The 22,252-nt window shown below is 72.4% G+C and carries 19 protein-coding genes; 16 read left to right on the top strand and 3 right to left on the bottom strand.

The genetic code is table 11. The features are described 5' to 3' along the window. The first annotated feature begins 390 nt into the window (after nt 1–390). From GPA10_RS22695 to GPA10_RS22670, 6 genes are all read left to right on the top strand, one after another. Nucleotides 391–714, top strand: coding sequence for an integration host factor (locus GPA10_RS22695; protein ID WP_030560492.1), 324 nt, complete (start codon nt 391–393; stop codon nt 712–714). A gap of 38 nt (nt 715–752) precedes the next feature. Next, entirely contained in the window at nt 753–1,346 is a 594-nt protein-coding gene (gene gmk / locus GPA10_RS22690) for a guanylate kinase (protein ID WP_058851902.1), read from the top strand. A gap of 26 nt (nt 1,347–1,372) precedes the next feature. Continuing rightward, the gene (gene rpoZ, locus GPA10_RS22685; RefSeq protein ID WP_003982715.1) at nt 1,373–1,645 is read left to right on the top strand and encodes a DNA-directed RNA polymerase subunit omega; all 273 of its coding nucleotides are present in this window, start codon (nt 1,373–1,375) and stop codon (nt 1,643–1,645) included. A gap of 210 nt (nt 1,646–1,855) precedes the next feature. Next, complete coding sequence (gene coaBC / locus GPA10_RS22680; protein ID WP_343041224.1) at nt 1,856–3,061, top strand: bifunctional phosphopantothenoylcysteine decarboxylase/phosphopantothenate--cysteine ligase CoaBC; 1,206 nt, start codon at nt 1,856–1,858, stop codon at nt 3,059–3,061. A 342-nt stretch (nt 3,062–3,403) separates the two neighbouring features. Beyond that, the gene (gene metK, locus GPA10_RS22675; RefSeq protein WP_058851904.1) at nt 3,404–4,612 is read left to right on the top strand and encodes a methionine adenosyltransferase; all 1,209 of its coding nucleotides are present in this window, start codon (nt 3,404–3,406) and stop codon (nt 4,610–4,612) included. Between the two features lie 181 nt (nt 4,613–4,793). After that, nucleotides 4,794–6,947, top strand: a complete 2,154-nt coding sequence (locus GPA10_RS22670; RefSeq protein ID WP_343041223.1) for a primosomal protein N' — start codon at nt 4,794–4,796, stop codon at nt 6,945–6,947. Between the two features lie 207 nt (nt 6,948–7,154). Here the strand turns inward: GPA10_RS22670 and GPA10_RS22665 are convergent, their stop codons facing one another. Then, entirely contained in the window at nt 7,155–7,697 is a 543-nt protein-coding gene (locus GPA10_RS22665) for a hypothetical protein (RefSeq protein WP_157167101.1), read from the bottom strand. 463 nt (nt 7,698–8,160) lie between these two features. On the opposite strand from GPA10_RS22665, the gene fmt reads away from it, so the two are divergent. Both fmt and GPA10_RS22655 read left to right on the top strand, forming a co-directional pair. Further along, a complete protein-coding gene (fmt, locus tag GPA10_RS22660; RefSeq protein WP_058851907.1) occupies nt 8,161–9,093 on the top strand; it encodes a methionyl-tRNA formyltransferase in 933 nt (310 codons plus the stop codon). A 104-nt stretch (nt 9,094–9,197) separates the two neighbouring features. Beyond that, on the top strand, nt 9,198–10,751 hold the full coding sequence (locus GPA10_RS22655; RefSeq protein ID WP_157167100.1) for an RsmB/NOP family class I SAM-dependent RNA methyltransferase: 1,554 nt from the start codon (nt 9,198–9,200) through the stop codon (nt 10,749–10,751). Between the two features lie 317 nt (nt 10,752–11,068). Here GPA10_RS22655 and GPA10_RS22650 read toward each other — a convergent pair whose 3' ends face one another. Beyond that, nucleotides 11,069–13,276 (bottom strand): MMPL family transporter, encoded by a 2,208-nt coding sequence (locus tag GPA10_RS22650; RefSeq protein ID WP_157167099.1) that lies wholly within the window; start codon nt 13,274–13,276, stop codon nt 11,069–11,071. 155 nt (nt 13,277–13,431) lie between these two features. On the opposite strand from GPA10_RS22650, the gene rpe reads away from it, so the two are divergent. The 7 genes from rpe to GPA10_RS22615 all read left to right on the top strand — a co-directional run bounded on the left by rpe (nt 13,432) and on the right by GPA10_RS22615 (nt 20,347). Then, nucleotides 13,432–14,118, top strand: a complete 687-nt coding sequence (gene rpe, locus GPA10_RS22645) for a ribulose-phosphate 3-epimerase (protein ID WP_157167098.1) — start codon at nt 13,432–13,434, stop codon at nt 14,116–14,118. A 133-nt stretch (nt 14,119–14,251) separates the two neighbouring features. Beyond that, nucleotides 14,252–15,304, top strand: a complete 1,053-nt coding sequence (locus GPA10_RS22640) for a sugar-binding transcriptional regulator (protein WP_058851911.1) — start codon at nt 14,252–14,254, stop codon at nt 15,302–15,304. A 63-nt stretch (nt 15,305–15,367) separates the two neighbouring features. Further along, on the top strand, nt 15,368–15,805 hold the full coding sequence (locus GPA10_RS22635; RefSeq protein WP_157167096.1) for a guanyl-specific ribonuclease: 438 nt from the start codon (nt 15,368–15,370) through the stop codon (nt 15,803–15,805). Between the two features lie 30 nt (nt 15,806–15,835). Continuing rightward, complete coding sequence (locus tag GPA10_RS22630; RefSeq protein WP_157167095.1) at nt 15,836–16,240, top strand: barstar family protein; 405 nt, start codon at nt 15,836–15,838, stop codon at nt 16,238–16,240. Nucleotides 16,241–16,598: 358 nt separating this feature from the next. Further along, nucleotides 16,599–18,041 carry a GuaB1 family IMP dehydrogenase-related protein gene (locus tag GPA10_RS22625; protein WP_343041222.1) on the top strand — a complete coding sequence of 481 codons (1,443 nt, stop codon included), beginning with the start codon at nt 16,599–16,601 and terminating at the stop codon, nt 18,039–18,041. Between the two features lie 334 nt (nt 18,042–18,375). Further along, nucleotides 18,376–19,866 carry an amino acid permease gene (locus tag GPA10_RS22620; protein ID WP_058851915.1) on the top strand — a complete coding sequence of 497 codons (1,491 nt, stop codon included), beginning with the start codon at nt 18,376–18,378 and terminating at the stop codon, nt 19,864–19,866. Between the two features lie 25 nt (nt 19,867–19,891). Then, entirely contained in the window at nt 19,892–20,347 is a 456-nt protein-coding gene (locus tag GPA10_RS22615; protein ID WP_030360443.1) for an Lrp/AsnC family transcriptional regulator, read from the top strand. Between the two features lie 75 nt (nt 20,348–20,422). On the opposite strand, the gene GPA10_RS22610 is transcribed toward GPA10_RS22615, so the two are convergent. Next, on the bottom strand, nt 20,423–21,070 hold the full coding sequence (locus GPA10_RS22610; protein ID WP_157167094.1) for a Repetin: 648 nt from the start codon (nt 21,068–21,070) through the stop codon (nt 20,423–20,425). A 359-nt stretch (nt 21,071–21,429) separates the two neighbouring features. Between GPA10_RS22610 and GPA10_RS22605 the strand changes: the two genes are divergently transcribed. After that, entirely contained in the window at nt 21,430–22,224 is a 795-nt protein-coding gene (locus GPA10_RS22605; protein WP_157167172.1) for a carbon-nitrogen hydrolase family protein, read from the top strand. The last annotated feature ends 28 nt before the right edge of the window (nt 22,225–22,252 follow it).

The raw sequence follows: 22,252 nt of genomic DNA, 5'->3' as shown, positions 1-22,252 counted from the left end.
GCCGGCCGGAGCCCGAGTCAGGTTTCGACGAGAGCGCACGTCGGGGGGACAGAAAGGCGTTTCCGGATGCGGATTCCGTGTTTCGGGCGGACGTCCGCGGCGACGCACACGAGCCGTTCTGACGCGTTGCTTACGCGACACCCGGCCAAAACCGGGGTGAAATGACCGATATGCCGGGCTCGGCGCAGGCTGACCAGGACTTTTCGTCTGTTCTCGCTGACTCCGGCGGCCATGGCCGCTAGTCTCCGACGAGTGGGGGACACCCCCACACCCTTTCAAGGTAGTGGGGGGACGACGGGCAAGCGCGTTGCGCGTTGCTCCCCTGGTGTGGGGCGACTAGGTTCCTCACCGGTCCGTATCCGACAGTTCGACATCCGAGGTGACGTAGGCGTGGCTCTTCCGCCCCTTACCCCTGAACAGCGCGCAGCCGCGCTCGAAAAGGCCGCCGCGGCTCGCCGGGAGCGGGCCGAGGTCAAGAATCGACTCAAGCACTCCGGCGCCTCCCTTCACGAGGTCATCAAGCAGGGCCAGGAGAACGACGTCATCGGCAAGATGAAGGTCTCCGCCCTGCTGGAGTCGCTGCCGGGCGTGGGCAAGGTCCGCGCCAAGCAGATCATGGAGCGTCTTGGCATCTCCGAAAGCCGCCGCGTGCGCGGGCTCGGCTCCAATCAGATCGCGTCGCTCGAGCGTGAGTTCGGCAGCGCCGCTGGCTGATGTTCTCAGGCACTCCTGAGAACCTGGATAATCGCTGCATGGCTGCAACACCCCGGGGGACGTCCCCCGTACCCCCGGACGTACGTCCGCGGCTGACCGTGCTCTCCGGCCCCTCCGGGGTCGGCAAGAGCACGGTCGTCGCCCATATGCGCAAGGAACACCCCGAGGTCTGGCTCTCGGTGTCGGCGACGACCCGCAAGCCGCGCCCCGGTGAGCGGCACGGTGTCCACTACTTCTTCGTCTCCGACGACGAAATGGACAAGCTGATCGCCAACGGCGAGCTCCTGGAGTGGGCCGAATTCGCCGGCAACCGCTACGGCACACCGCGCCAGGCGGTCATGGAGCACCTGGAGTCGGGCGTACCCGTCCTGCTCGAGATCGACCTCCAGGGCGCCCGCCTGGTGCGCGAGTCGATGCCCGAGGCCCAGCTGGTCTTCCTCGCCCCGCCGAGCTGGGAGGAGCTGGTCCGCCGGCTCACCGGCCGGGGGACCGAGCAGCCCGAGGTCATCGAGCGCCGCCTCGCCGCCGCCCGCGTCGAACTGGCCGCCGAGGCCGAGTTCGACACCACCCTGGTCAACACCTCCGTCGAGGATGTAGCGCGCGAGCTGCTAGCCTTGATGAAAGTTGTTTGATCTTCACCCCCTTCGGAAGGCAGAGAGTGTCCTCTTCCATCACCGCGCCCGAGGGCATCATCAACCCGCCGATTGATGAGCTGCTTGAGGCCACCGACTCGAAGTACAGCCTCGTGATCTACGCCGCCAAGCGCGCGCGCCAGATCAACGCGTACTACTCGCAGCTCGGCGAGGGCCTTCTCGAGTACGTCGGCCCCCTGGTGGACACCCACGTCCACGAGAAGCCCCTCTCGATCGCGCTCCGCGAGATCAACGCGGGCCTGCTGACGTCCGAGGCCGTAGAGGGCCCGGCGCAGTAACGAGCCGTAGCAAGCAGTAACGAGCTGCGTCGACCTGCATCGACGCAGCAGCAGCAGTACGTACGTACACCACGGGCCCGGCAGCGGGTGCCTCCCAGGTTCGGTTCAGCCAGGGGGAGCACCTCCCGGGCCTTTGGTGTGTCATGTGGGTCATGGGCGCCAGCAGGCGTCAGTGGGCGTCGACAGGCGCCACGGAGTCGGGGAGGCACGGTGGACAAGCCGAAGGTCGTTCTGGGGGTCAGCGGCGGTATCGCCGCCTACAAGGCGTGCGAGCTGCTGCGCAGGCTCACCGAGTCCGGCCACGACGTGCGCGTCGTCCCCACCGAGTCCGCGCTGCACTTCGTCGGCGCCGCCACCTGGTCGGCCCTGTCCGGGCACCCGGTCTCCACGGGGGTCTGGTCGGACGTCCACGAGGTCCCGCACGTCCGCATCGGCCAGGGCGCCGACCTCGTGATCGTCGCGCCCGCCACCGCCGACATGCTGGCCAAGGCCGCCCACGGCCTGGCCGACGACCTGCTCACGAACACGCTCCTCACCGCCCGCTGCCCGGTCGTCTTCGCCCCGGCCATGCACACGGAGATGTGGGAGCACCCCGCCACCCAGGAGAACGTGGCCACCCTGCGGCGCCGCGGCGCCCTCGTCGTCGAGCCCGCGGTCGGCCGCCTGACCGGTGTCGACACCGGCAAGGGCCGCTTCCCCGACCCCGCCGAGCTCTTCGAGGTCGCACGCCGGGTCCTGGCCCGCGGCGACCGGCCCGCCCAGGACCTCGCGGGACGCCATGTCGTGGTCAGCGCGGGCGGCACCCGCGAGCCCCTGGACCCCGTGCGCTTCCTCGGCAACCGCTCCTCCGGGAAGCAGGGCTACGCCCTCGCCCGCAGCGCCGCGGCCCGCGGCGCCCGCGTCACCCTGCTGGCCGCGAACACCGCGCTGCCCGACCCCGCGGGCGTCGACATCGTGCCCGTCGGCACCGCCGTGCAGCTGCGCGAGGCCGTCCTCAAGGCCGCCGCCGACGCCGACGCGGTGGTGATGGCCGCCGCCGTGGCCGACTTCCGCCCCGGGACGTACGCCACCGGCAAGATCAAGAAGAGGGACGGCGAGGAGCCCGCCCCGATCGCCCTCGTCCGCAACCCGGACATCCTGGTCGAGATCGCGGGCGACCGCCCCCGCGCGGGCCAGGTCGTCGTCGGCTTCGCCGCCGAGACGGACGACGTCCTGGCCAACGGACGCGCGAAGCTCGCCCGCAAGGGCTGCGACCTCCTCGTCGTGAACGAGGTCGGCGAGCGCAAGACGTTCGGCTCCGAGGAGAACGAGGCAGTGGTGCTCGGCGCCGACGGCAGCGAGACGCCCGTGCCGTACGGGCCGAAGGAAGACCTCGCGGACACGGTCTGGGATCTGGTCGTGCAGCGACTGGTGTGACGCGGGAGGACACCGGGGCCGCGCCCCGGACCCCGGAGTGTTGCGGGAGTGTGTCGGGATGCGCGCCCGTTCGTGTGCCCGCCGGTCTGCCGGAAGTGCGGTGAAGATCACCTTCCTCCTTTCGGCAGGCTCAAAGCCGACGAAACAGGGCGAGAGGCCCTCTGGTGGAGACGGATCCCCGTGTCGCACAATGCAGTGCCGCAGGTCACAGGGCTCAGCTGACGAGACAAGTGACCACACGGCGGAGTGTGACCGATAAACTGGTCGTGGACGACGTCGAGCGCAGCTCTCGGCCCGTCCACCAATGATCAGCCAGCAGCCGCTGCAACCACAGGGAGCGATGTGTCCCGCCGTCTCTTCACCTCGGAGTCTGTGACCGAAGGTCACCCCGACAAGATCGCTGACCAGATCAGCGACACGATCCTCGACGCGCTCCTGCGCGAGGACCCGACCTCCAGGGTCGCCGTCGAAACGCTCATCACCACCGGCCTCGTGCACGTCGCCGGCGAGGTCACCACCAAGGCGTACGCGCCGATCGCGCAGCTGGTGCGCGACAAGATCCTCGAGATCGGTTACGACTCGTCGAAGAAGGGCTTCGACGGCGCCTCCTGCGGCGTCTCGGTGTCCATCGGCGCCCAGTCGCCCGACATCGCCCAGGGCGTCGACACGGCGTACGAGAAGCGTGTCGAGGGCGATGAGGACGAGCTCGACAAGCAGGGCGCGGGCGACCAGGGCCTGATGTTCGGCTACGCCTGCGACGAGACCCCGGAGCTCATGCCGCTCCCGATCCACCTCGCGCACCGCCTCTCCCGGCGGCTGTCCGAGGTCCGCAAGAACGGGACCATCCCGTATCTGCGCCCCGACGGAAAGACCCAGGTCACCATCGAGTACGACGGCGACAAGGCCGTCCGCCTCGACACCGTCGTCGTCTCCTCGCAGCACGCGAGCGACATCGACCTGGACTCGCTGCTCGCCCCCGACGTCCGCGAGTTCGTCGTCGAGGCCGAGCTGAAGGCGCTCCTCGACGACGGCATCAAGCTGGAGACCGAGGGCTACCGCCTCCTGGTGAACCCCACCGGCCGCTTCGAGATCGGCGGCCCGATGGGTGACGCCGGCCTCACCGGCCGCAAGATCATCATCGACACGTACGGCGGCATGGCCCGCCACGGCGGCGGCGCCTTCTCCGGCAAGGACCCGTCCAAGGTCGACCGCTCCGCCGCCTACGCCATGCGCTGGGTCGCCAAGAACGTCGTCGCGGCGGGCCTCGCCTCCCGCTGCGAGGTCCAGGTCGCGTACGCGATCGGCAAGGCCGAGCCGGTCGGCCTCTTCGTCGAGACCTTCGGCACCGCCAAGGTCGACACGGACCGTATCGAGACCGCCATCAGCGAGGTCTTCGACCTCCGCCCGGCCGCGATCATCCGCGACCTCGACCTGCTGCGCCCCATCTACTCCCAGACCGCCGCGTACGGCCACTTCGGCCGCTCGGCGCCGGAGTTCACGTGGGAGCGCACGGATCGCGTGGAGGCGCTGCGGAAGGCTGTCGGCCTCTAGGCGCGACACGCACGGCCAAGGGTCCGAGGCCCGGCACTCCTTCGACAGAGGGAGGGCCGGGCCTCGGCCTTTTCCGGCGCCGAGCGGGAGTCGGACGCTCACGCGTGTCCTGGCCGACCGGACGAAGGGCCGGGGGCGGCCCCGGTCGGCTGTGTCAGTGCCGTCTGGTAGGAATTTGGCTGTGAGCAGCGAGAACGGTCGGTCGGGTGGTGCGGAGGGTGCCGTGCCCGAGCAGCTTGCGCTCATTCGGGAGACGGTGCGGCAGGCCAGGACGCCCAAGGCCAAGCCGCGTACGTGGCGGGGGGCCGCGCTCGCCGAGGGGCTGCCGGTGGCGCGGGTCGTCGTCGACAAGGGCGTGCTGCATCTCGACCGGTACTTCGACTACGCCGTGCCGAAGGAGCTGGACGAGGCCGCGCAGCCCGGTGTGCGGGTGCGCGTGCGCTTCGGGGCCGGGGCGCGGAACGTGCGCGGGGGACGCCGCGAGGGCGGCGGGCTCATCGACGGGTTCATCGTGGAGCGGTGCGCCGAGTCGGACTACGCCGGGCCGCTCGCCGCCCTCGCCCAGGTCGTCTCGCCCGAGCCCGTCCTCGACGAGGAGCTGCTCGGTCTCGCCCGTGCCGTCGCCGACCGGTATGCCGGGAGCCTCGCCGACGTGCTGCAACTCGCCGTCCCGCCCCGGCACGCCCGCGCCGAGTCCCGGCCCTCGCCCGACCCCGCCCCGCCGCCGCCCGCCCCCGACCCCGCCACGTGGCAGCGGTACCGACGCGGTGCGGAGTTCGTGGCGTCCCTCGCCGCGGGCGGCGCCCCCCGCGCCGTCTGGACCGCGCTGCCCGGACCGCAGTGGGCCGACGAGATCGCCCTCGCCGTGCAGGCCACCCTCGCCTCGGGCCGCGGCGCCCTCGTCGTCGTCCCCGCCGGGAGGCCGGCCGCGCGTGTGGACGCCGCCCTGCGCGAGCGGCTCGGGGCGGGGCGGCACGCCCTCCTCACGGCCGACGCCGGACAGGAGCGGCGCTACCGCGAGTGGCTCGCCGTGCGGCGCGGCGCCGTGCACGCGGTCGTCGGCACCCGCGCGGCCATGTTCGCCCCGGTGCGCGACCTCGGCCTCGTCGTCGTCTGGGACGACGGCGACTCGAGCCATGCGGACGACAATGCTCCGTTTCCGCAGGTGCGCGAGGTGCTCGAACTGCGCGCCGCGCGCGACAAGTGCGCCTTCCTGCTGGGCAGTTGGAGCTGCACCGTCGAGGCCGCCCAGTTGGTGGAGAGCGGGTGGGCGGCCCCCTTGGTCGCCGATCGCGAGCAGGTGCGGGGTGCCGCTCCGCTCGTACGGACCGTCGGCGACGGCGATCTCGCGCGCGACGGTGCCGCGCGCGCGGCCCGGCTGCCCACGCTCGCCTGGCAGGCCGCCCGCGAGGGCCTCAAGCACGGTCCCGTCCTGGTGCAGGTGCCCCGGCGGGGGTACGTACCGCGGCTCGCCTGCGAGCGCTGCCGGGAGCCCGCGCGGTGCCGCCACTGCGCCGGGCCGCTGGAAGCCCGCGACGACGGCGGGCTGAGCTGCGCCTGGTGCGGGCGGGGCGAGGCGTCCTGGCACTGCCAGGAGTGCGGCGGCTTCCGGCTGCGCGCCCAGGTCGTGGGGGCCCGGCGCACCGCCGAGGAGCTGGGCCGGGCCTTTCCCGCGGTGCCGGTGCGCACGTCCGGGCGTGAGCAGGTCCTCGACACGGTGGGTGCCGCGCCCGCCCTGGTGGTGAGCACGCCCGGCGCGGAGCCGGTGGCCGAGGGCGGGTACGCGGCGGCGCTGCTGCTCGACGGCTGGGCGATGCTCGGCCGCCCCGATCTGCGCGCGGGCGAGGACGCGCTGCGGCGCTGGATCGGCGCTGCCGCGCTGGTGCGGGACCAGGGCGCGGGCGGCACGGTCGTGGTCGTCGCCGAGCCGACGCTGCGGCCCGTCCAGGCCCTCGTACGGTGGGATCCGGTGGGGCACGCGGTCCGGGAACTCGCCGAGCGGGCGGAGCTTGGGTTCCCGCCGGTCTCCCGGATGGCCGCGGTGACCGGGCCCCGGGACGCCCTGACGGAGTTCCTGCGCGGTGTCGAACTGCCCCCGGACGCCGAGATCCTCGGCCCGGTCCCGACCGCCGTCACCGAGCCGGGCAGGCCCCGCAGACCCGGGGACGCGCCGCCCGGGGGCGAGCACGCCGAGCGGGCTCTGGTGCGGGTGCCGCCGGGCAGTGGCGCGGCCCTGGCCCGCGCCCTGAAGACGGCGCAGGCCGCGCGGATGGCGCGGGGGGCGGGGCAGCAGGCGGTGGTCCGGGTGCGGATCGATCCGGCTGATATCGGCTGACGACAGCTGGTATCGGCTGACGGCCTGTTGGCGTCCGGCTGAGGTCCCTGACGTCCCTTGCCGTCGGCGGGCGGCTCCCGGATCTCGGCCTCCTTCACCTGGCAGGGGCCCACCCCTGAAGGGGTTCGGGGCGCGGGCATACGGCTGCCCCCTGCCCTTTGTCGACAAAGGGCAGGGGGCGGTGGCGGCGGTGCGGGCCGCCGGGGGTCAGCCGTTGCGGGGGCCGGGGAAGGCCCCGGGCCGCAGGTCGTCGCGGAGGCCGGGGCTGCCCGCTGTCGGCTGGGTCGGCATGGTGCGGGCCGCGGGGACGGACGGCAGCGGTGTGCCCACGGGGACCGTGCGGGTGGTCGGGGCGGGGGTCGGTTCGGCGGTGTGCTCGGGTTCGGGGGTGGCCGGGGTGGCGGCCCGGCGTGCGCCGTAGCGGCGGTGGACGGCTTGTTTGGTGACGCCGAGCGCGGAGCCCACGGCGTCCCACGAGAAGCCGAGTGAGCGGTCGAAGTCGACTGCCGCGGTCACCAGCGTCTCGACGCTGTCCCGGAGTTCCTGGGCGAGGCGGACGGTCGGGGCGGGGGCGCGTCCGTACACGACGAAGCCCGCGGAGGGGCTGGAGCGGCGCGGGCGGTACACGTTGCCGAGCTGGGCGGTGAGGGTGCGCAGTGCGTCCACCTGTCGGCGGACCCGCTCGATGTCCCGCACCAGCAGATGCAGGCTGGCCCGAGCCTGGGCGTCGTGGGTTGCGTGGTCGGCCATGAACAAGCCTCTCGAACCGGCGTTGGGGGGTCGGGGTCGGGGTCGGGATCTGAATTCGGGTGTTCGGGTATTCAGGTATTTGGGTGTAAATGTGGAGGAAAAGCGAGAGAAGGTGGGCGGGGAGGAGTGAAGTGCGGAATGTGGGGGAGCCGTGCGGCTGGCGTGAGGTGCGGGCGAAGGGGGCGAGGGGCGGGGCGAATCGGGGCGGGACAGCGGGTGGGCGGTGGTCGTGCGGTGGTGTGCGCGGTTGTGTGCAATGAGGAGCGGGCCGCGTGCGCGGCCCGTCGTGGTCAACTCTTTCTTGACCAACGCGTCACGCCGTGAGGGGTCACGGTCCCGGGGCGTATGCGCATATGCACAGGGCGCACGCCTCTCCGTACGCCCCCGGCAATCCTCTGGGCAGGGCCCATAGACTGGTGCGTCGCCGACTCCCAGAGAAACCAGAGAACCGAGGTATCACCCAGTGAAGCTGGTCTTCGCCGGCACCCCCGAGGTCGCCGTACCCGCCCTGGACGCCCTGATCGCCTCCGGCAGGCACGAGGTGGCAGCCGTCGTCACCCGCCCTGACGCGCCCGCGGGCCGCGGCCGCAGGCTGGTCGCGAGCCCGGTGGCCGAGCGCGCGGAGGAGGCCGGGATCGAGGTGCTCAAGCCCGCGAAGCCGCGGGACGAGGAGTTCCAGGCCCGGCTGCGGGAGATCGCCCCGGACTGCTGCCCGGTGGTGGCCTACGGCGCGCTGCTGCCGAAGTCGGCCCTGGACATCCCGGCCCGAGGCTGGGTCAACCTGCACTTCTCGCTGCTGCCCGCGTGGCGCGGCGCCGCCCCCGTACAGCACTCGATCATGGCGGGCGACGAGATCACCGGCGCGTCCACGTTCCTCATCGAGGAGGGGCTGGACTCCGGTCCTGTGTACGGCACGGTCACCGAGGAGATCCGGCACACGGACACCAGCGGAGACCTCCTGACCCGTCTCGCGTTCGCGGGTGCCGGGCTGCTCGCCGCCACGATGGACGGGATCGAGGACGGCTCGCTGTCCGCCGTGCCGCAGCCCGCCGACGGCGTCAGCGTCGCGCCGAAGATCACCGTGGAGGACGCGCACATCGACTGGTCGGCGCCCGGTCTCCGGGTCGACCGGGTCGTGCGCGGCTGCACGCCCGCGCCCGGCGCGTGGACGGTGTTCCGGGGCGAGCGCCTCAAGCTGATCCAGGCCGTGCCCGTGCCGGACCGCACCGACCTCGCCCCCGGTGAGATCGCCGCGGGCAAGAAGAACCTGTACGTGGGCACGGGCTCGTACGCGGTGGAGCTGCTCTGGGTGCAGGCGCAGGGCAAGAAGCCGATGGCCGCCGCGGACTGGGCGCGCGGGGTGCGGATCGCTTCCGGGGAGCGGCTCGGCGCGTAGGCGCGGGCCGGGGGCTCGGCTACGCGGGCGGGAGCCGGGTGGGGGGTCGCGCGCGGGCGTCGTACGCTGACAGGGTCAGCCCCACCACCAGCAGCGGAGCACCTTTGAACGACCAGCCGAGCCGGCGTCCCCGTACCCAGGGCAAGTCCGGCGGCCAGGGCACATCGCGATCCCAGGGCACGTCGGGATCCCAGGGCGGGTCCGGAAGGCCCCAGGGCGGATCCGGGAGGACTCAGGGCAGGTCCGGCAGGCCCCACAAGCCCTACCGCCGACCACAGAAGGACCCCGTCCGCTTTCTCGCCTTCGAGGCGCTGCGGGCCGTCGACGAGCGGGACGCGTACGCGAACCTCGTGCTGCCGCCGCTGCTGCGCAAGGCCCGCGAGAAAGAGGGGCCTGACAAGTTCGACGCCCGGGACGCGGCGTTCGCCACCGAGCTGGTGTACGGGACGCTGCGCCGCCAGGGGACGTACGACGCGATCGTCGCCGCCTGCATCGACCGGCCGCTGCGCGAGGTCGACCCGCCGGTCCTCGACGTCCTGAACCTCGGCGTCCACCAGCTGCTCGGCACCCGGATTCCCTCGCACGCCGCCGTGTCCGCGTCCGTGGAGCTGGCGCGGGTCGTCGTCGGCGACGGGCGGGCCAAGTTCGTCAACGCCGTGCTGCGCAAGGTGGCGGCGGACGACCTCGACGGCTGGCTCGCGAAGGTCGCACCGCCCTACGACGAGGACCCCGAGGACCACCTCGCCGTCGTCCACTCGCATCCGCGGTGGGTGGTGTCGGCGCTGTGGGACTCCCTCGGGGGTGGCCGCGCGGGCATCGAGGACCTGCTCGAAGCCGACAACGAGCGGCCCGAGGTGACGCTGGTGGCGCGCCCCGGCCGGACCACCGCCGGTGAACTGCTCGATTCGTTCGACGCGGAGTCGGTGCTTCCGGGGCGCTGGTCCCCGTACGCGGTACGGCTCAGCGAGGGCGGTGAACCGGGCTCGGTCCCGCTGGTGCGCGAGGGCGGGGCCGGAGTGCAGGACGAGGGCAGCCAGCTGGTCGCCCTCGCACTCGCGAACGCCCCGGTCGAGGGGCGCGACGAGAAGTGGCTGGACGGCTGCGCGGGCCCCGGCGGCAAGGCCGCGCTGCTCGCCGGGCTCGCCGCCGAGCGCGGGGCCGTGCTCCTCGCCGCCGAGAAGCAGCCGCACCGGGCCCGGCTCGTGGGCCGGGCCCTGGCCGGAAACCCCGGCCCCTATCAGGTGATCGCCGCCGACGGGACCCGGCCGCCGTGGCTTCCCGGTACCTTCGACCGGGTTCTGATGGACGTGCCCTGCACGGGACTCGGCGCCCTGCGGCGGCGCCCCGAGGCGCGCTGGCGGCGGCGGCCCGAGGACCTGGAGGGCTTTGCTCCGTTGCAACGTGCGCTGTTGCGGTCCGCGTTGGAGTCCGTGCGGGTCGGCGGGGTCGTCGGGTACGCCACGTGCTCGCCGCACCTCGCGGAGACGCGGGCCGTCGTGGACGACGTCCTCAAGCAGTGGGGTGGCGCCGAGCTGCTCGACGCGCGGGAGTTGCTGCCGGGGGTGCCGGCGCTCGGGGACGGGCCGGATGTGCAGTTGTGGCCGCATCTGCATGGCACCGATGCGATGTATCTGGCGGTCATTCGGCGGACTGGGTGAGGCTTGGGCAGTGCGGGGGGGGGCTCGGGCAGGGTGGGGCTCGGGGCTTCGCCCCGTCGGGGCCCCTCATCGGCGCTCCGCGCCTCGTCCTCAAACGCCGGACGGGCTGGAACGCTGCCGCTCCTCGTCGGTCTTCAGTCCAAACGTCGGATGGGCTGGAACGCTGCCGTTCCTCGTCGGTCTTCAGTCCAAACGTCGGACGGGCTGGAACGCTGCCGCTCCTCGTCGGTCTTCAGTCCAAACGTCGGATGGGCTGGAACGCTGCCGTTCCTCGTCGGTCGGTCTTCAGTCCGCGGGTGGGGCGGAACTGTTTGTTCTCAAACGTCGGACGGGCTTGATGGGCCGGGTGGGCCGGGAGTGGCGGGAGGTTGGTTCTCGTGTGCCAAGCTGTTCGGCCACCACACCTTTGGGCCCACGTCCAGGAACAGTGACGTCACCAGGATCGAGCGGACGATGAAGGTGTCCAGGAGGACCCCGAGGGCGACCGCGAAGCCTATTTCCACGAAGCCGACCATGGGGATCGTGGCGAGGACGGCGAAGGTGCCCGCGAGTACCAGGCCCGCCGACGTGATGACCGCCCCGGTGGCGGCGAGGCCGGTGAGCACGCCCTGACGGGTGCCCTGGCGGGCCGCCTCCTCGCGGATGCGGGTCGTCAGGAAGATGTTGTAGTCGATGCCGAGCGCCACGAGGAACACGAACACGAACAGCGGGAAGTCCGTGGACTCGCCGGGGAAGTCGAAGAGGTGCCGGAAGACGAGCGCGCTGATGCCGAGGGCCGCCGAGAACGACACGATGACCGTGCCGATCAGGAGCAGCGGGGCCACGACGGCACGCAGCAGGACGCCGAGGATCAGCAGGACGACCAGCAGGACCAGCGGAATGATCAGCTTGTCGTCGTGGACGGTGGCCTCGTCCATGTCGAGGAGCGTGGCCGTGCCGCCGCCCACCTGGGCGTCCGCGTCCGGCACCGCGTGCACGGCGTCCCGTACCCGCTCCACGGTGTCCTTCGCCGCCTGGCTGTCGGACGGGTCGGTGAGAGTGGCCTCGAACAGCACCTGGCCCTCGTGTGCGGCCTTGGTGCCGGGCGGTGTGCCGACGCTGCCGCGCTCGACGCCGCCGGTGCCCGCCACCACCCGGCGGATGTCGGCGGCCTTCGCCTCGTCCGCCACGACGACCAGCGGGTCGCCGCTGCCCGCCGGGAAGTACTCGGCTTTGACCTCCTGACCCGTGACCGAGTCGGGCTTGTCGATGAAGGCGTCGTCGTTGCTGACCCCCGCCGCCCGCAGCTGGATCAGGCCGAGGGCGAGCACCGCGAGCGCCAGTGAGGTGGCGACCCAGGTCACCCGGGGGCGCCCGGCGATCCGGCGGCCCATCCGCGCCCACACGCCGTGCTCGGCGGGGTCGGACGAGCCGACGTGCGGGATCACCGGCCAGAACAGCCAGCGGCCGCAGATCACCAGGAGAGCCGGGAACAGCGACAGCATGGCGATGAGCCCCACCGCGACCCCGATCGCCGCCACCGGGCCGAGCCCGCGCGTGGAGTTCATCTCGGCGGCGAGCAGCACCAGCATGCTCAGGACGACGGTCGCGCCCGACGCGAGCACGGCGGGGCCCGCGCGGTGCAGGGCGAGGGCCATCGCCTCGTGCCGGTCCTCGTGCCTGCGCAGCTCCTCGCGGTACCGGGCGACGAGGAGCAGCGCGTAGTCCGTGCCCGCGCCGAAGACGAGGACGGTGAGGATGCCCGCGCTCTGGCCGTTGACGGTCAGGCCCGCGTGCTCGGCGAGGAGATAGATCAGCGCCTGGGCCCCGTACAGCGACACGAAGGCCGCGATCAGCGGCACGAACAGGAGGACCGGGCTGCGGTAGGTGATCAGGAGGGCCACCACGACGACCGCGCCCGCCGCGAGCAGCAGCGTCGAGTCGATGTCGGCGAAGGCCTCGGCGAAGTCGGCCGAGACGCCCGCCGGCCCCGTGACGTACACGTCCAGGCCGTCCGTGCTCCGGCCGCCGTCCTCCACCTGCTCCTCGACGTCCTCGACCGCGTCCGGCAGGTCGTTCCAGGTGTCGTTGTTCATGGTGAGCGGCACGTACACCTGCGCCGCCTGCGCCTGGCCCGCCGCGCCGCCGGTCCGGTCGAAGACGGGGCCGCGGGTCTCGTCGCCGCGGATCCAGTGCGAGCGGAGCTGCTTGATCTCGCTGACACCGTCCGCGATCCGGGCCCGGTCGGCGCCGGTCAGCGGGCCGTTCTCGCGGGCGTACACGACGACCATGGGCAGCGTCTCGGGCCTGAACCCGTCGGAGGTGTCGAGGACCTGCGTGGACTCGGCGGAGCGCGGCACCCAGGACGAGGTGGTGTTGTCCTGCACGTCGCCGAGCTTCTGGGCGAGGGGCGCGGCGAGCACCAGGACTATCAGCCACAGCGCGAGCACCAGCCACTTGGTGCGGGGTCCGCAGACCAGCCGGGCCACGCCCTGCCGGGTCTGCCGCTTCTCGTCCGACCTGGTCCGTGACCGAGTCTCAGACATGGCTCTCCCCTGCCGCCCCACGAGCTGCCGGTGGACCGACAGCATGGCACGGGGGAGCGGGGCCGGGGGAGGTCGCTCGCGCACCCCGCGCGCCCCTGTGAGGGCCCCCGGGGTCCGGGGCGGGCAACGGCTGCCGGGCATGGCAGGCTTGGGGCATGGCCGCGCAGATCAACCCCAGCATCCTCTCCGCCGACTTCGCCCGCCTCGCCGATGAGGCGCGGGCCGTTCAGGGCGCGGATTGGCTCCATGTCGATGTCATGGACAACCACTTCGTCCCGAATCTGACCCTGGGGGTGCCGGTCGTAGAGTCCCTGGCACGGGCGACGGACACGCCTCTGGACTGCCACCTGATGATGGAGGACCCCGATCGCTGGGCGCCGCAGTACGTCGAAGCGGGCGCCGGGTCGGTCACGTTCCACGCCGAGGCCGCCGCGGCGCCGGTGCGGCTCGCCCGCGAGATCCGCGCGAAGGGCGCCCGTGCCTCCATGGCCCTGAAGCCGGCGACGCCCGTCGAGCCGTACGAGGACCTGCTGCCGGAGCTCGACATGATCCTGATCATGACCGTCGAGCCAGGCTTCGGCGGCCAGGCCTTCCTCGACATCATGCTGCCCAAGATCCGCCGTACCCGCGAGCTCATCAGCAAGCACGGCCTCGACCTGTGGCTCCAGGTCGACGGCGGGGTCTCGGCCGGCACCATCGAGCGCTGCGCCGAGGCCGGTGCCGACGTCTTCGTCGCGGGCTCCGCCGTGTACGGCGCGGACGACCCCGCCGAGGCGGTACGTGCCCTGCGCACCCAGGCCGAGTCGGCCACCGCGGGTGCCGCCTGGGCGTGCGCCCACTGAGGCGTCGCGCGGGCACTGGGGGAACGTGCCGCGGCCGACGGCTTGGCCACGGGAACGTGAACGCAGCCCATCAGGGCTGATCAAGTACGCCGGATCTGCAAGGATGAACAGCGAATCCAGGTGTACGTGTGTGGTGAACAGCAGTGAGGAGAGCGCCGTGTCGGCCATGTCGGCGGGTCGGTCAGCCATGCGGATGGGTCCCGCGGAGCTGGTGCAGGCGGCGGCCATGGCCCGCCGCTTCTACCTCGAGGGCAAGTCCAAGATCCAGATCGCCGAGGAGTTCGGCGTGAGCCGCTTCAAGGTGGCGCGGGTCCTGGAGACCGCTCTCGAGCGTGACCTTGTACGGATCGAGATCCGGGTGCCCGCCGAGCTGGACGCGGAGCGCTCGGACGCGCTGCGCGCCCGCTACGGCCTGCGGCACGCAGTCGTCGTGGAGTCCCCGGCTCCCACGGACGACGCCGACGATTCGCCCGATCCGGAGAACCTCGGCGAGGTCGCCGCGGGTCTCCTCGGCGAACTCGTCAACGAGGGCGATGTGCTCGGCCTCGCCTGGGGGCGTTCGACCATCCACATGGCGGCGGCGCTCGACGTGCTGCCGCCGTGCACGGTCGTGCAGCTCACGGGCGTGTACGACGCGGGGACCGCGGAACGCGGCTCGGTGGAGGCGGTGCGCCGTGCCGCGCAGGTCTCCGGCGGCGACGCGCACCCGATCTACGCGCCGATGCTGCTGCCCGACGCGGCGACCGCGGGCGCGCTGCGGCACCAGACCGGGATCGCGCGCGCCTTCGAGTACTTCGACAAGGTCACCGTCGCCGCGGTGTCCATCGGCTCCTGGGAGCCCGGCATCTCCACGGTCCACGACATGCTCAGCGACGAGGAGCGCGCGCACTACGCCTCGCTCGGCGTCGCGGCGGAGATGTCGGCGCACCTCTTCGACGGCGAGGGCCGCAGGGTCGGGCGGGACCTGGGCGAGCGCTGCATCACCGTCGAGGCGGACCGGCTGCGCCGCATCCCCGAGGTCGTCGCCATCGCCGGGGGGCAGCGCAAGGCCGCCGCGATCGACGCCGTGCTGCGCTCCGGGCTCGTGACGAGCCTGGTCACCGACACGGCGGCGGCGGATCTGCTTCTGGTGGCGGGTTCGGCGCCGCGGCCCGCGCTCGACCGGGCGGATCCGGACGGGGACTGAGCCGGCAGGCGGGGCGGGCCCTGGCGCGCGCCGGGGCGCGGAAGCTGTGGCAGCATCGGGCGCATGATCTTCCGGTCCTCCGGTCGGCTGCCCGTCTCCTCGGGGCGGCTGCTCGGCGCCCTCCTCGTCTGCCTCGCCGTCCTGCTGACGGGCTGCGGCACGGAGCGGCAGGGCGGCACCGGTGACACCGTTGCCGCGGTGTCGACGCCCGCGTGGGCGCGCGGCATGGACACCGTCCCGGCGGCCCGGCTGCCCGCCGAGGCCCGGCAGACGCTGCGGCTCATCGACCGGGGCGGGCCCTTCCCCTACGCCAAGGACGGCACCGTCTTCGGCAACTTCGAGGGGGAGCTGCCGCGCGAGGCACGCGGCTACTACCGCGAGTACACCGTCCGCACGCCCGGGGAACGCGACCGCGGGGCCCGCCGCCTCGTCACCGGCCGCGAGGACGAGACGTACTACACGGAGGATCACTACGCGTCCTTCAGGGCGGTGCTGCGATGACGGCGGTACGAGGACGAGGGAGGCGCGGACATGACGGCTGACGAAGCGGGCGGCCCCGGCGGCCCTGGTGGACCGCTCGCGTCCGTGTTCGCCGCCGTGCGCGGCACCGGCTGGGCCACGCGCACGCTCGATCTGGACGGCGTGCGCGACAAGCCCGCGTTCATGGACCGGTGTGCCCGCGCCCTGGACCTGCCCGCCTGGTTCGGGCGCAACTGGGACGCGCTCGCCGACTGCCTCAAAGACCCGGCGTGGGTACCGGGCGGGCGTGGGCTGCTGCTCGTCGTCACCGGCTGGCGGGGGTACGCCGACGCGGCGCCGGACGACTGGGCGGTCGCGCAGGAGGTGTTCGCCGACGCGGTCGCGTACGGGCGGGAGCAGGAGCGGGAGCGCGGCCTGGAGGTCCTGCTCGCGGTGGGACCGACGCGGACGGACTGAGCGGTCTGAGCGGACGGTCTGAGCGGACGGTCTGAGCGGACGGTCTGAGCGGACGGCCTGAGCGGACGGGCTGAGCGGACGGGCTGAGCGGACGGTCTGAGCGGACTGTCTGAGCGGACGGCCTGAGCGGACGGACTGGCGGGCGGACCGAACGGGCCGAGGGGCCCGTTCCCGCACGCAGCGCAGCGCCGCGGAAGCGGAGCGTGGCCGCCTTGGAGGATCCGACCAGCGCGTTCACCGGTCGCCTGGGGGATCGTCCCAGGCAGTGTGCGCCCTTGGCCATGGGACAATGAAGTACGTGCTTTTCCCCCGGCTGTCCTGTCGGGGGCCACCTCTGATCGACTGGGATGAGCAGCACGTGCGCTTCCTCAACGACATCCAGCCCGCGTACGACCTGACGTACGACGACGTCTTCATGGTGCCGCGGCGCTCCGCCGTGGGTTCGCGCCAGGGCGTCGACCTCGCGTCGCCGGACGGCACGGGCACGACGATCCCGCTGGTCGTCGCCAACATGACCGCGATCGCGGGCCGCCGCATGGCCGAGACCGTCGCCCGCCGCGGCGGCCTGGTCGTTCTTCCGCAGGACATCCCGATCGAGGTCGTCACCGAGGTCATCTCCTGGGTGAAGACACGCCACCACGTGCTCGACACCCCGATCGTCCTCGACCCCACGCAGACCGTTGCCGACGCCCTCGCGCTGCTGCCCAAGCGCTCCCACAACGCGGGCGTCGTCGTGGACGGCGACCGCAGGCCGGTCGGCGTGGTCACGGACGCCGACCTCACCGGTGTGGACCGCTTCACCCAGCTGTCCGAGGTGATGTCGAAGGACCTGGTGCTGCTCGACGCGGACATCGACCCGCGCGACGCGTTCAACAAGCTGGACGGCGCCAACCGCCGCTACGCCCCCGCCGTGGACAAGGACGGCCGCCTCGCCGGCATCCTCACCCGCACCGGCGCCCTGCGCGCCACGCTGTACACCCCGGCCGTCGACGCCCAGGGCAAGCTCCGTGTGGCCGCCGCCGTCGGCATCAACGGCGACGTCGCGGGCAAGGCCAAGCAGCTCCTCGCCGCGGGCGTCGACACGCTCGTCGTGGACACCGCGCACGGCCACCAGGAGTCGATGATCGCCGCGGTCAGGGCCGTGCGCGCGCTCGACCCGCAGGTGCCGGTCGTGGCGGGCAACATCGTGGCCGCCGAGGGCGTGCGCGACCTGATCGAGGCGGGCGCGGACATCATCAAGGTCGGCGTCGGCCCCGGCGCCATGTGCACCACGCGCATGATGACCGGTGTGGGCCGCCCGCAGTTCTCCGCGGTGCTCGAATGCGCCGCCGAGGCCGCGAAGTTCGGCAAGCACGTGTGGGCGGACGGCGGCGTCCGGCACCCCCGCGACGTCGCCATGGCCCTGGCCGCAGGCGCGTCGAATGTCATGATCGGCTCCTGGTTCGCGGGCACCTACGAGTCCCCGGGCGACCTCCAGCAGGACGCGAACGGCCGCCTGTACAAGGAGTCGTTCGGCATGGCGTCGGCCCGTGCCGTGCGCAACCGCACCAGCGAGGAGTCGGCCTACGACCGCGCCCGCAAGGCGCTGTTCGAGGAGGGCATCTCCACCTCCCGGATGTTCCTCGACCCGGCCCGTCCCGGCGTCGAGGACCTGATCGACTCGATCATCGCGGGCGTCCGCTCCTCCTGCACCTACGCGGGCGCCGCCTCGCTCGCGGAGTTCGCCGAGAAGGCCACCGTGGGCATCCAGAGCGCCGCCGGCTACGCCGAGGGCAAGCCTCTGCACGCCAGCTGGAGCTAGGCACCGAGCAGCTCCCCGCGCCCCCCTGAACGGCGGGCCGCACCCCCTTGCGGGGCGCGGCCCGCCGTTCGCGTTCCCCCTGCCGGAGCCTCCCGGACCCCGCAAGACGCAACGGACGAAACGGACGGCGCAACGATCACCCGCTCAGCGTCGACGTACGCAACGATCTTCCGCCGATGCGCAACGTTGCTGCATTACGGGCGGGAACCGGCCCTCATAGAGTCATGCGCTGTACGTGGCGTGGCGGGGACTGCCTGCTCGGTGGCTCCCGTTTCCTGCGTGGGCTGCCGTGGCTCCCTGCCACCTCTACCGGCAGCGATGAAGGAGCCAGCGCGTGCTCGATCAGGGCGCACCCCCGCAGACCCGCCCAAGCCCCCGGGCCCCGGGCGGCATCGGCAGTCGACTGATGCGGCGCAAGCCGGTGGAACGCCTGGTCGCGGAGGGCGGCCAGGGCGAGGGTGGCTCGCTTCGGCGCACCCTCGGCATGTGGCAGCTGACCATGATCAGCATCGGTGCGACGCTTGGAACCGGCATCTTCGTGGTGCTCGGCGAGAGCGTCCCCAAGGCCGGACCCGCCGTGACGGTGTCGTTCGTCATCGCCGGACTCACCGCGCTCTTCTCGGCCCTCTCGTACGCGGAGCTGGCCGGGTCCATACCGGTGGCCGGATCCTCGTACTCGTACGCATACGCAACCATGGGTGAACTTGTCGCCTGGGTGTGCGGCTGGTGCCTGGTCCTCGAGTACGGCGTGTCGGTCGCGGCTGTCGCCGTCGGTTGGGGCGAGTACCTGAACGAGCTGCTCGACGGCACCATCGGCGTCACCATCCCCGCGGTGCTCTCCTCCGCCCCCGGCGAGGGCGACGGCATCATCAACCTGCCGGGCCTGATCGTGGTGCTGCTCGCCATGGTCTTCCTGCTCGGCGGCGCCAAGGAGTCCGCCCGCGCCAACACGATCATGGTGATCGTGAAGATCGCGGCCCTCGTGCTGTTCTGCGCCGTCGGCTTCACCGGCTTCAAGTCCGGCAACTACTCCGACTTCATGCCGCTCGGCGTGGCCGGTGTCAGCGCCGCCGGAGCGAGCCTGTTCTTCTCCTACATCGGCTTCGACGCCGCCTCCACCGCCGGTGAGGAGGCCAAGAACCCGCAGCGCGACCTGCCCCGCGCGATCATGCTCTCGCTGATCATCGTCACCGCGCTGTACGTCCTGGTCGCCGCCGTCGCCGTCGGCGCGTGGAACTGGAAGGACTTCGAGGGCTCCACGGCATCCCTGACCGCGATCATGAACGATGTCGCCGGCGGCAGCGTCTGGGGCACCGTCCTCGCGGCCGGTGCCGTCGTCTCCATCGCCAGCGTCGTCCTGACCGTCCTCTACGGCCAGACCCGGGTCCTCTTCGCGATGTCCCGGGACGGCCTCGTGCCCAAGACCTTCGCCAAGGTCAGCGGCAAGACCCGCACGCCCCGCGTGAACACCGTCATCGTGTCGCTGTTCTGCGGCGCTCTCGCCTCCGTGATTCCGCTCGGCAAGCTCGTCGACGCCACCAGCATCGGCACCCTCTTCGCCTTCGGTCTGGTCAACATCGCCGTGATCGTGCTGCGCCGGACCCGGCCCGACATGCCGCGCACCTTCCGGGTGCCGCTCGGCTGGCTCTTCCCGGTGCTCGGCTTCGGCTTCTGCGCCTACAACATGTTCAACCTCGACTCCGTCACCTGGGTGGTCTTCGGTGTCTGGATGGCCGTCGGGCTCGTGTTCTACTTCCTGTACGGGATGCGCCGCTCCCGTCTGGAGACCGACCCGCCCGTCGCGGAGTTCTCCGCAGTGAAGTGACACGCAGAGAAGTGAACGACCCCCAGTGCGACTGAACGATCTCGACGAACGCATCGTGCACGCCCTCGCCGAGGACGCCCGCCGCTCCTACGCCGACATCGGCCAGCTCGTCGGCCTGTCCGCGCCCGCCGTGAAGCGCCGCGTGGACAGGCTGCGGGCCACCGGAGCCATCACCGGGTTCACCGTCCGCGTCGACCCGGCCGCGCTCGGCTGGGAGACCGAGGGGTTCATCGAGATCTACTGTCGCCGCAATACCTCGCCGGAGGCGATTCAGCGGGGTCTTGAGCGGTACCCCGAGATCGCGTCCGCCTCCACCGTCACCGGGGAGGCGGACGCGATCGTCCAGGTTTTCGCCGCTGACATGCGGCATTTCGAGCGGGTTCTTGAGCGGATCGCCGGGGAGCCGTTCGTCGAGCGGACCAAGTCCGTCCTTGTGCTTTCGCCGCTCATGCGGAGGTTTTCCTCCGGGTCGCCCGCCTAGTTTCTTCTGCCGCGGGTGCGTGGGGGCTTGTCGCGCAGTTCCCCGCGCCCCTTACGGGACGGGGCTCACGCCTCCCTACGGGGCTTCGGGGTACGGGGGGTTCCACGGCGTCACCCGGAAGTCGCCCGTGCCCTTCCTGACCTTCTCGAAGGGGGCCGCGCTGTTGCACTTGGTGAGCTTCTTGGTGCCGTCGGGGCCGCCCGTCGCGCCCCAGCTGTAGCCGAGGCGGTCGTTCCCGCCCTGGTCGTTGACGCTGAAGCCGACGCGGCTGCCCCGTATCTCCTTGATGTTGGTCTTGGTGATGACACCGGTCGCCGACGCCACCTTGCCGCCCGTCAGGAGGCAGTCGATGCGGCCCTTCGCCCAGCCGCCCTTGCCGCCCGGCTTGTCCAGGTGCACGAACGAGAAGGTGCCCGTCGCCTTGGCGGGGTCGGCGTTGTGCCGCGCGGCCAGGTGCGCGTCGAAGGTGAAGGTGACGTCCTCGGTCGTCTTGCGGAACAGCTTCGCCGAGCCGGTCAGCGCGGCCGCCTCGCGGTGCTCGTTCCAGTGCTGGGTCCGGTGCTGGGTCTGCTGCCGCCCGGTCCGCTCCTCGGCGTGGTGCCCGCTGCCGGGGCGCGTCACGTCCTCGCCGGAGGCCGCGGCGACGCCCGCCGCGGCGGCGGTGATCAGCAGCGCGGTGCCCACGGCGACGGCGCGGACGGGGGTGAAGGCGAAGCGGCTCATGGCGAGCCCTCCCTGCGTTTCGGCTGTTCGCCCGGCGTTTCCGGGTGGGATCACCTTCCCGTGGGCGGGGGGTCCCGGGCGTCCGGCTGAGGGCTGCACCCTGCTTCCGCCGCGCGGGGGAGCCCCGGCCGCCAGGTATGCGCCCCCGGGCTGAGCCCCCGTACGACCGGGCTGCCGGGCCGCACGCAACGAATCGCCGCCCACCCCGCCCCACGCGCAACAGATCGCCCCCAGTGGTGCAACTGTCGTGCCTTGCCGGGCCGCAGCCGCGGAACGTAACGTCTTTGCGAACCCCTGACGCCACCGCGTTCACCGACGCGCGTCTCCCTTCGCACGCCCCGAGGTCCGCCATGCCGCCGCTGCGCACAGCCCTGCTCCAGAGCTCTGGCCATCCGGGTTCCGTCGCCGCCAATCTCAAGGTGCTCCAGGACGCCGCCGAGCGCGCCGCCGCCGCGGGCGCCCGGCTCCTGGTGACCTCGGAGATGTTCCTGACCGGCTACGCCATCGGCGTCGACGTGCCGCGCCTGGCCGAGGCGGCCGACGGCGATGCGGCGGACGCGGTCGCCGACATCGCCGCACGGCACGGCGTGGCCGTCGCCTACGGCTACCCCGAGCGCGCGGGCGAGCGGGTCTTCAACGCCGTGCAGCTCATCGGCGCGGACGGCACCCGGCTCGCGAACTACCGCAAGACCCACCTCTTCGGCTGCTTCGAACGCGACCACTTCACACCCGGCGACCACGCCGTCGTCCAGGCCGACCTCGACGGCCTCTGGATCGGCCTGATGATCTGCTACGACGTGGAGTTCCCCGAGAACGTCCGGGCGCACGCCCTCGCCGGCACCGATCTGCTGCTCGTCCCGACGGCGCAGATGCACCCGTTCCAGTTCGTCGCCGAGTCCGTCGTGCCGGTGCGCGCCTTCGAGAACCAGCTCTATGTCGCGTACGTCAACCGCGTCGGCCCCGAGGGCGACTTCGAGTTCGTCGGCCTCTCCACGCTGGCCGGACCCGACGGCATCGCCAGGGCGCGGGCCGGACGCGGCGAGGAGCTGGTGTTCGCCGACGCCGACCCCGCCTTCCTGGCCGCCTCGCGCGCCGGCAACCCGTATCTGAGCGACCGCCGCCCCGCTCTGTACGGCCCGCTCGCCGAGAGCTGACGCCCGCCCCGGCGCGGCTCCGCCGCCC

The sequence above is a fragment of the Streptomyces typhae genome, from assembly GCF_009755605.1.
Classification (GTDB): Bacteria; Actinomycetota; Actinomycetes; order Streptomycetales; family Streptomycetaceae; genus Streptomyces; species Streptomyces typhae.
This window is presented reverse-complemented; position numbering and strand designations above follow the sequence as displayed.

Excerpts from the sequence above, each read along its gene's own strand:
- GPA10_RS22630 (WP_157167095.1), top strand. The coding sequence starts at position 15,836 with ATGACGGCTGACGAAGCGGGCGGCCCCGGCGGCCCTGGTGGACCGCTC.
- GPA10_RS22610 (WP_157167094.1), bottom strand. The coding sequence starts at position 21,070 with ATGAGCCGCTTCGCCTTCACCCCCGTCCGCGCCGTCGCCGTGGGCACC.
- rpe (WP_157167098.1), top strand. The coding sequence starts at position 13,432 with ATGGCCGCGCAGATCAACCCCAGCATCCTCTCCGCCGACTTCGCCCGC.
- gmk (WP_058851902.1), top strand. The coding sequence starts at position 753 with ATGGCTGCAACACCCCGGGGGACGTCCCCCGTACCCCCGGACGTACGT.
- GPA10_RS22650 (WP_157167099.1), bottom strand. The coding sequence starts at position 13,276 with ATGTCTGAGACTCGGTCACGGACCAGGTCGGACGAGAAGCGGCAGACC.
- GPA10_RS22635 (WP_157167096.1), top strand. The coding sequence starts at position 15,368 with ATGATCTTCCGGTCCTCCGGTCGGCTGCCCGTCTCCTCGGGGCGGCTG.
- GPA10_RS22665 (WP_157167101.1), bottom strand. The coding sequence starts at position 7,697 with ATGGCCGACCACGCAACCCACGACGCCCAGGCTCGGGCCAGCCTGCAT.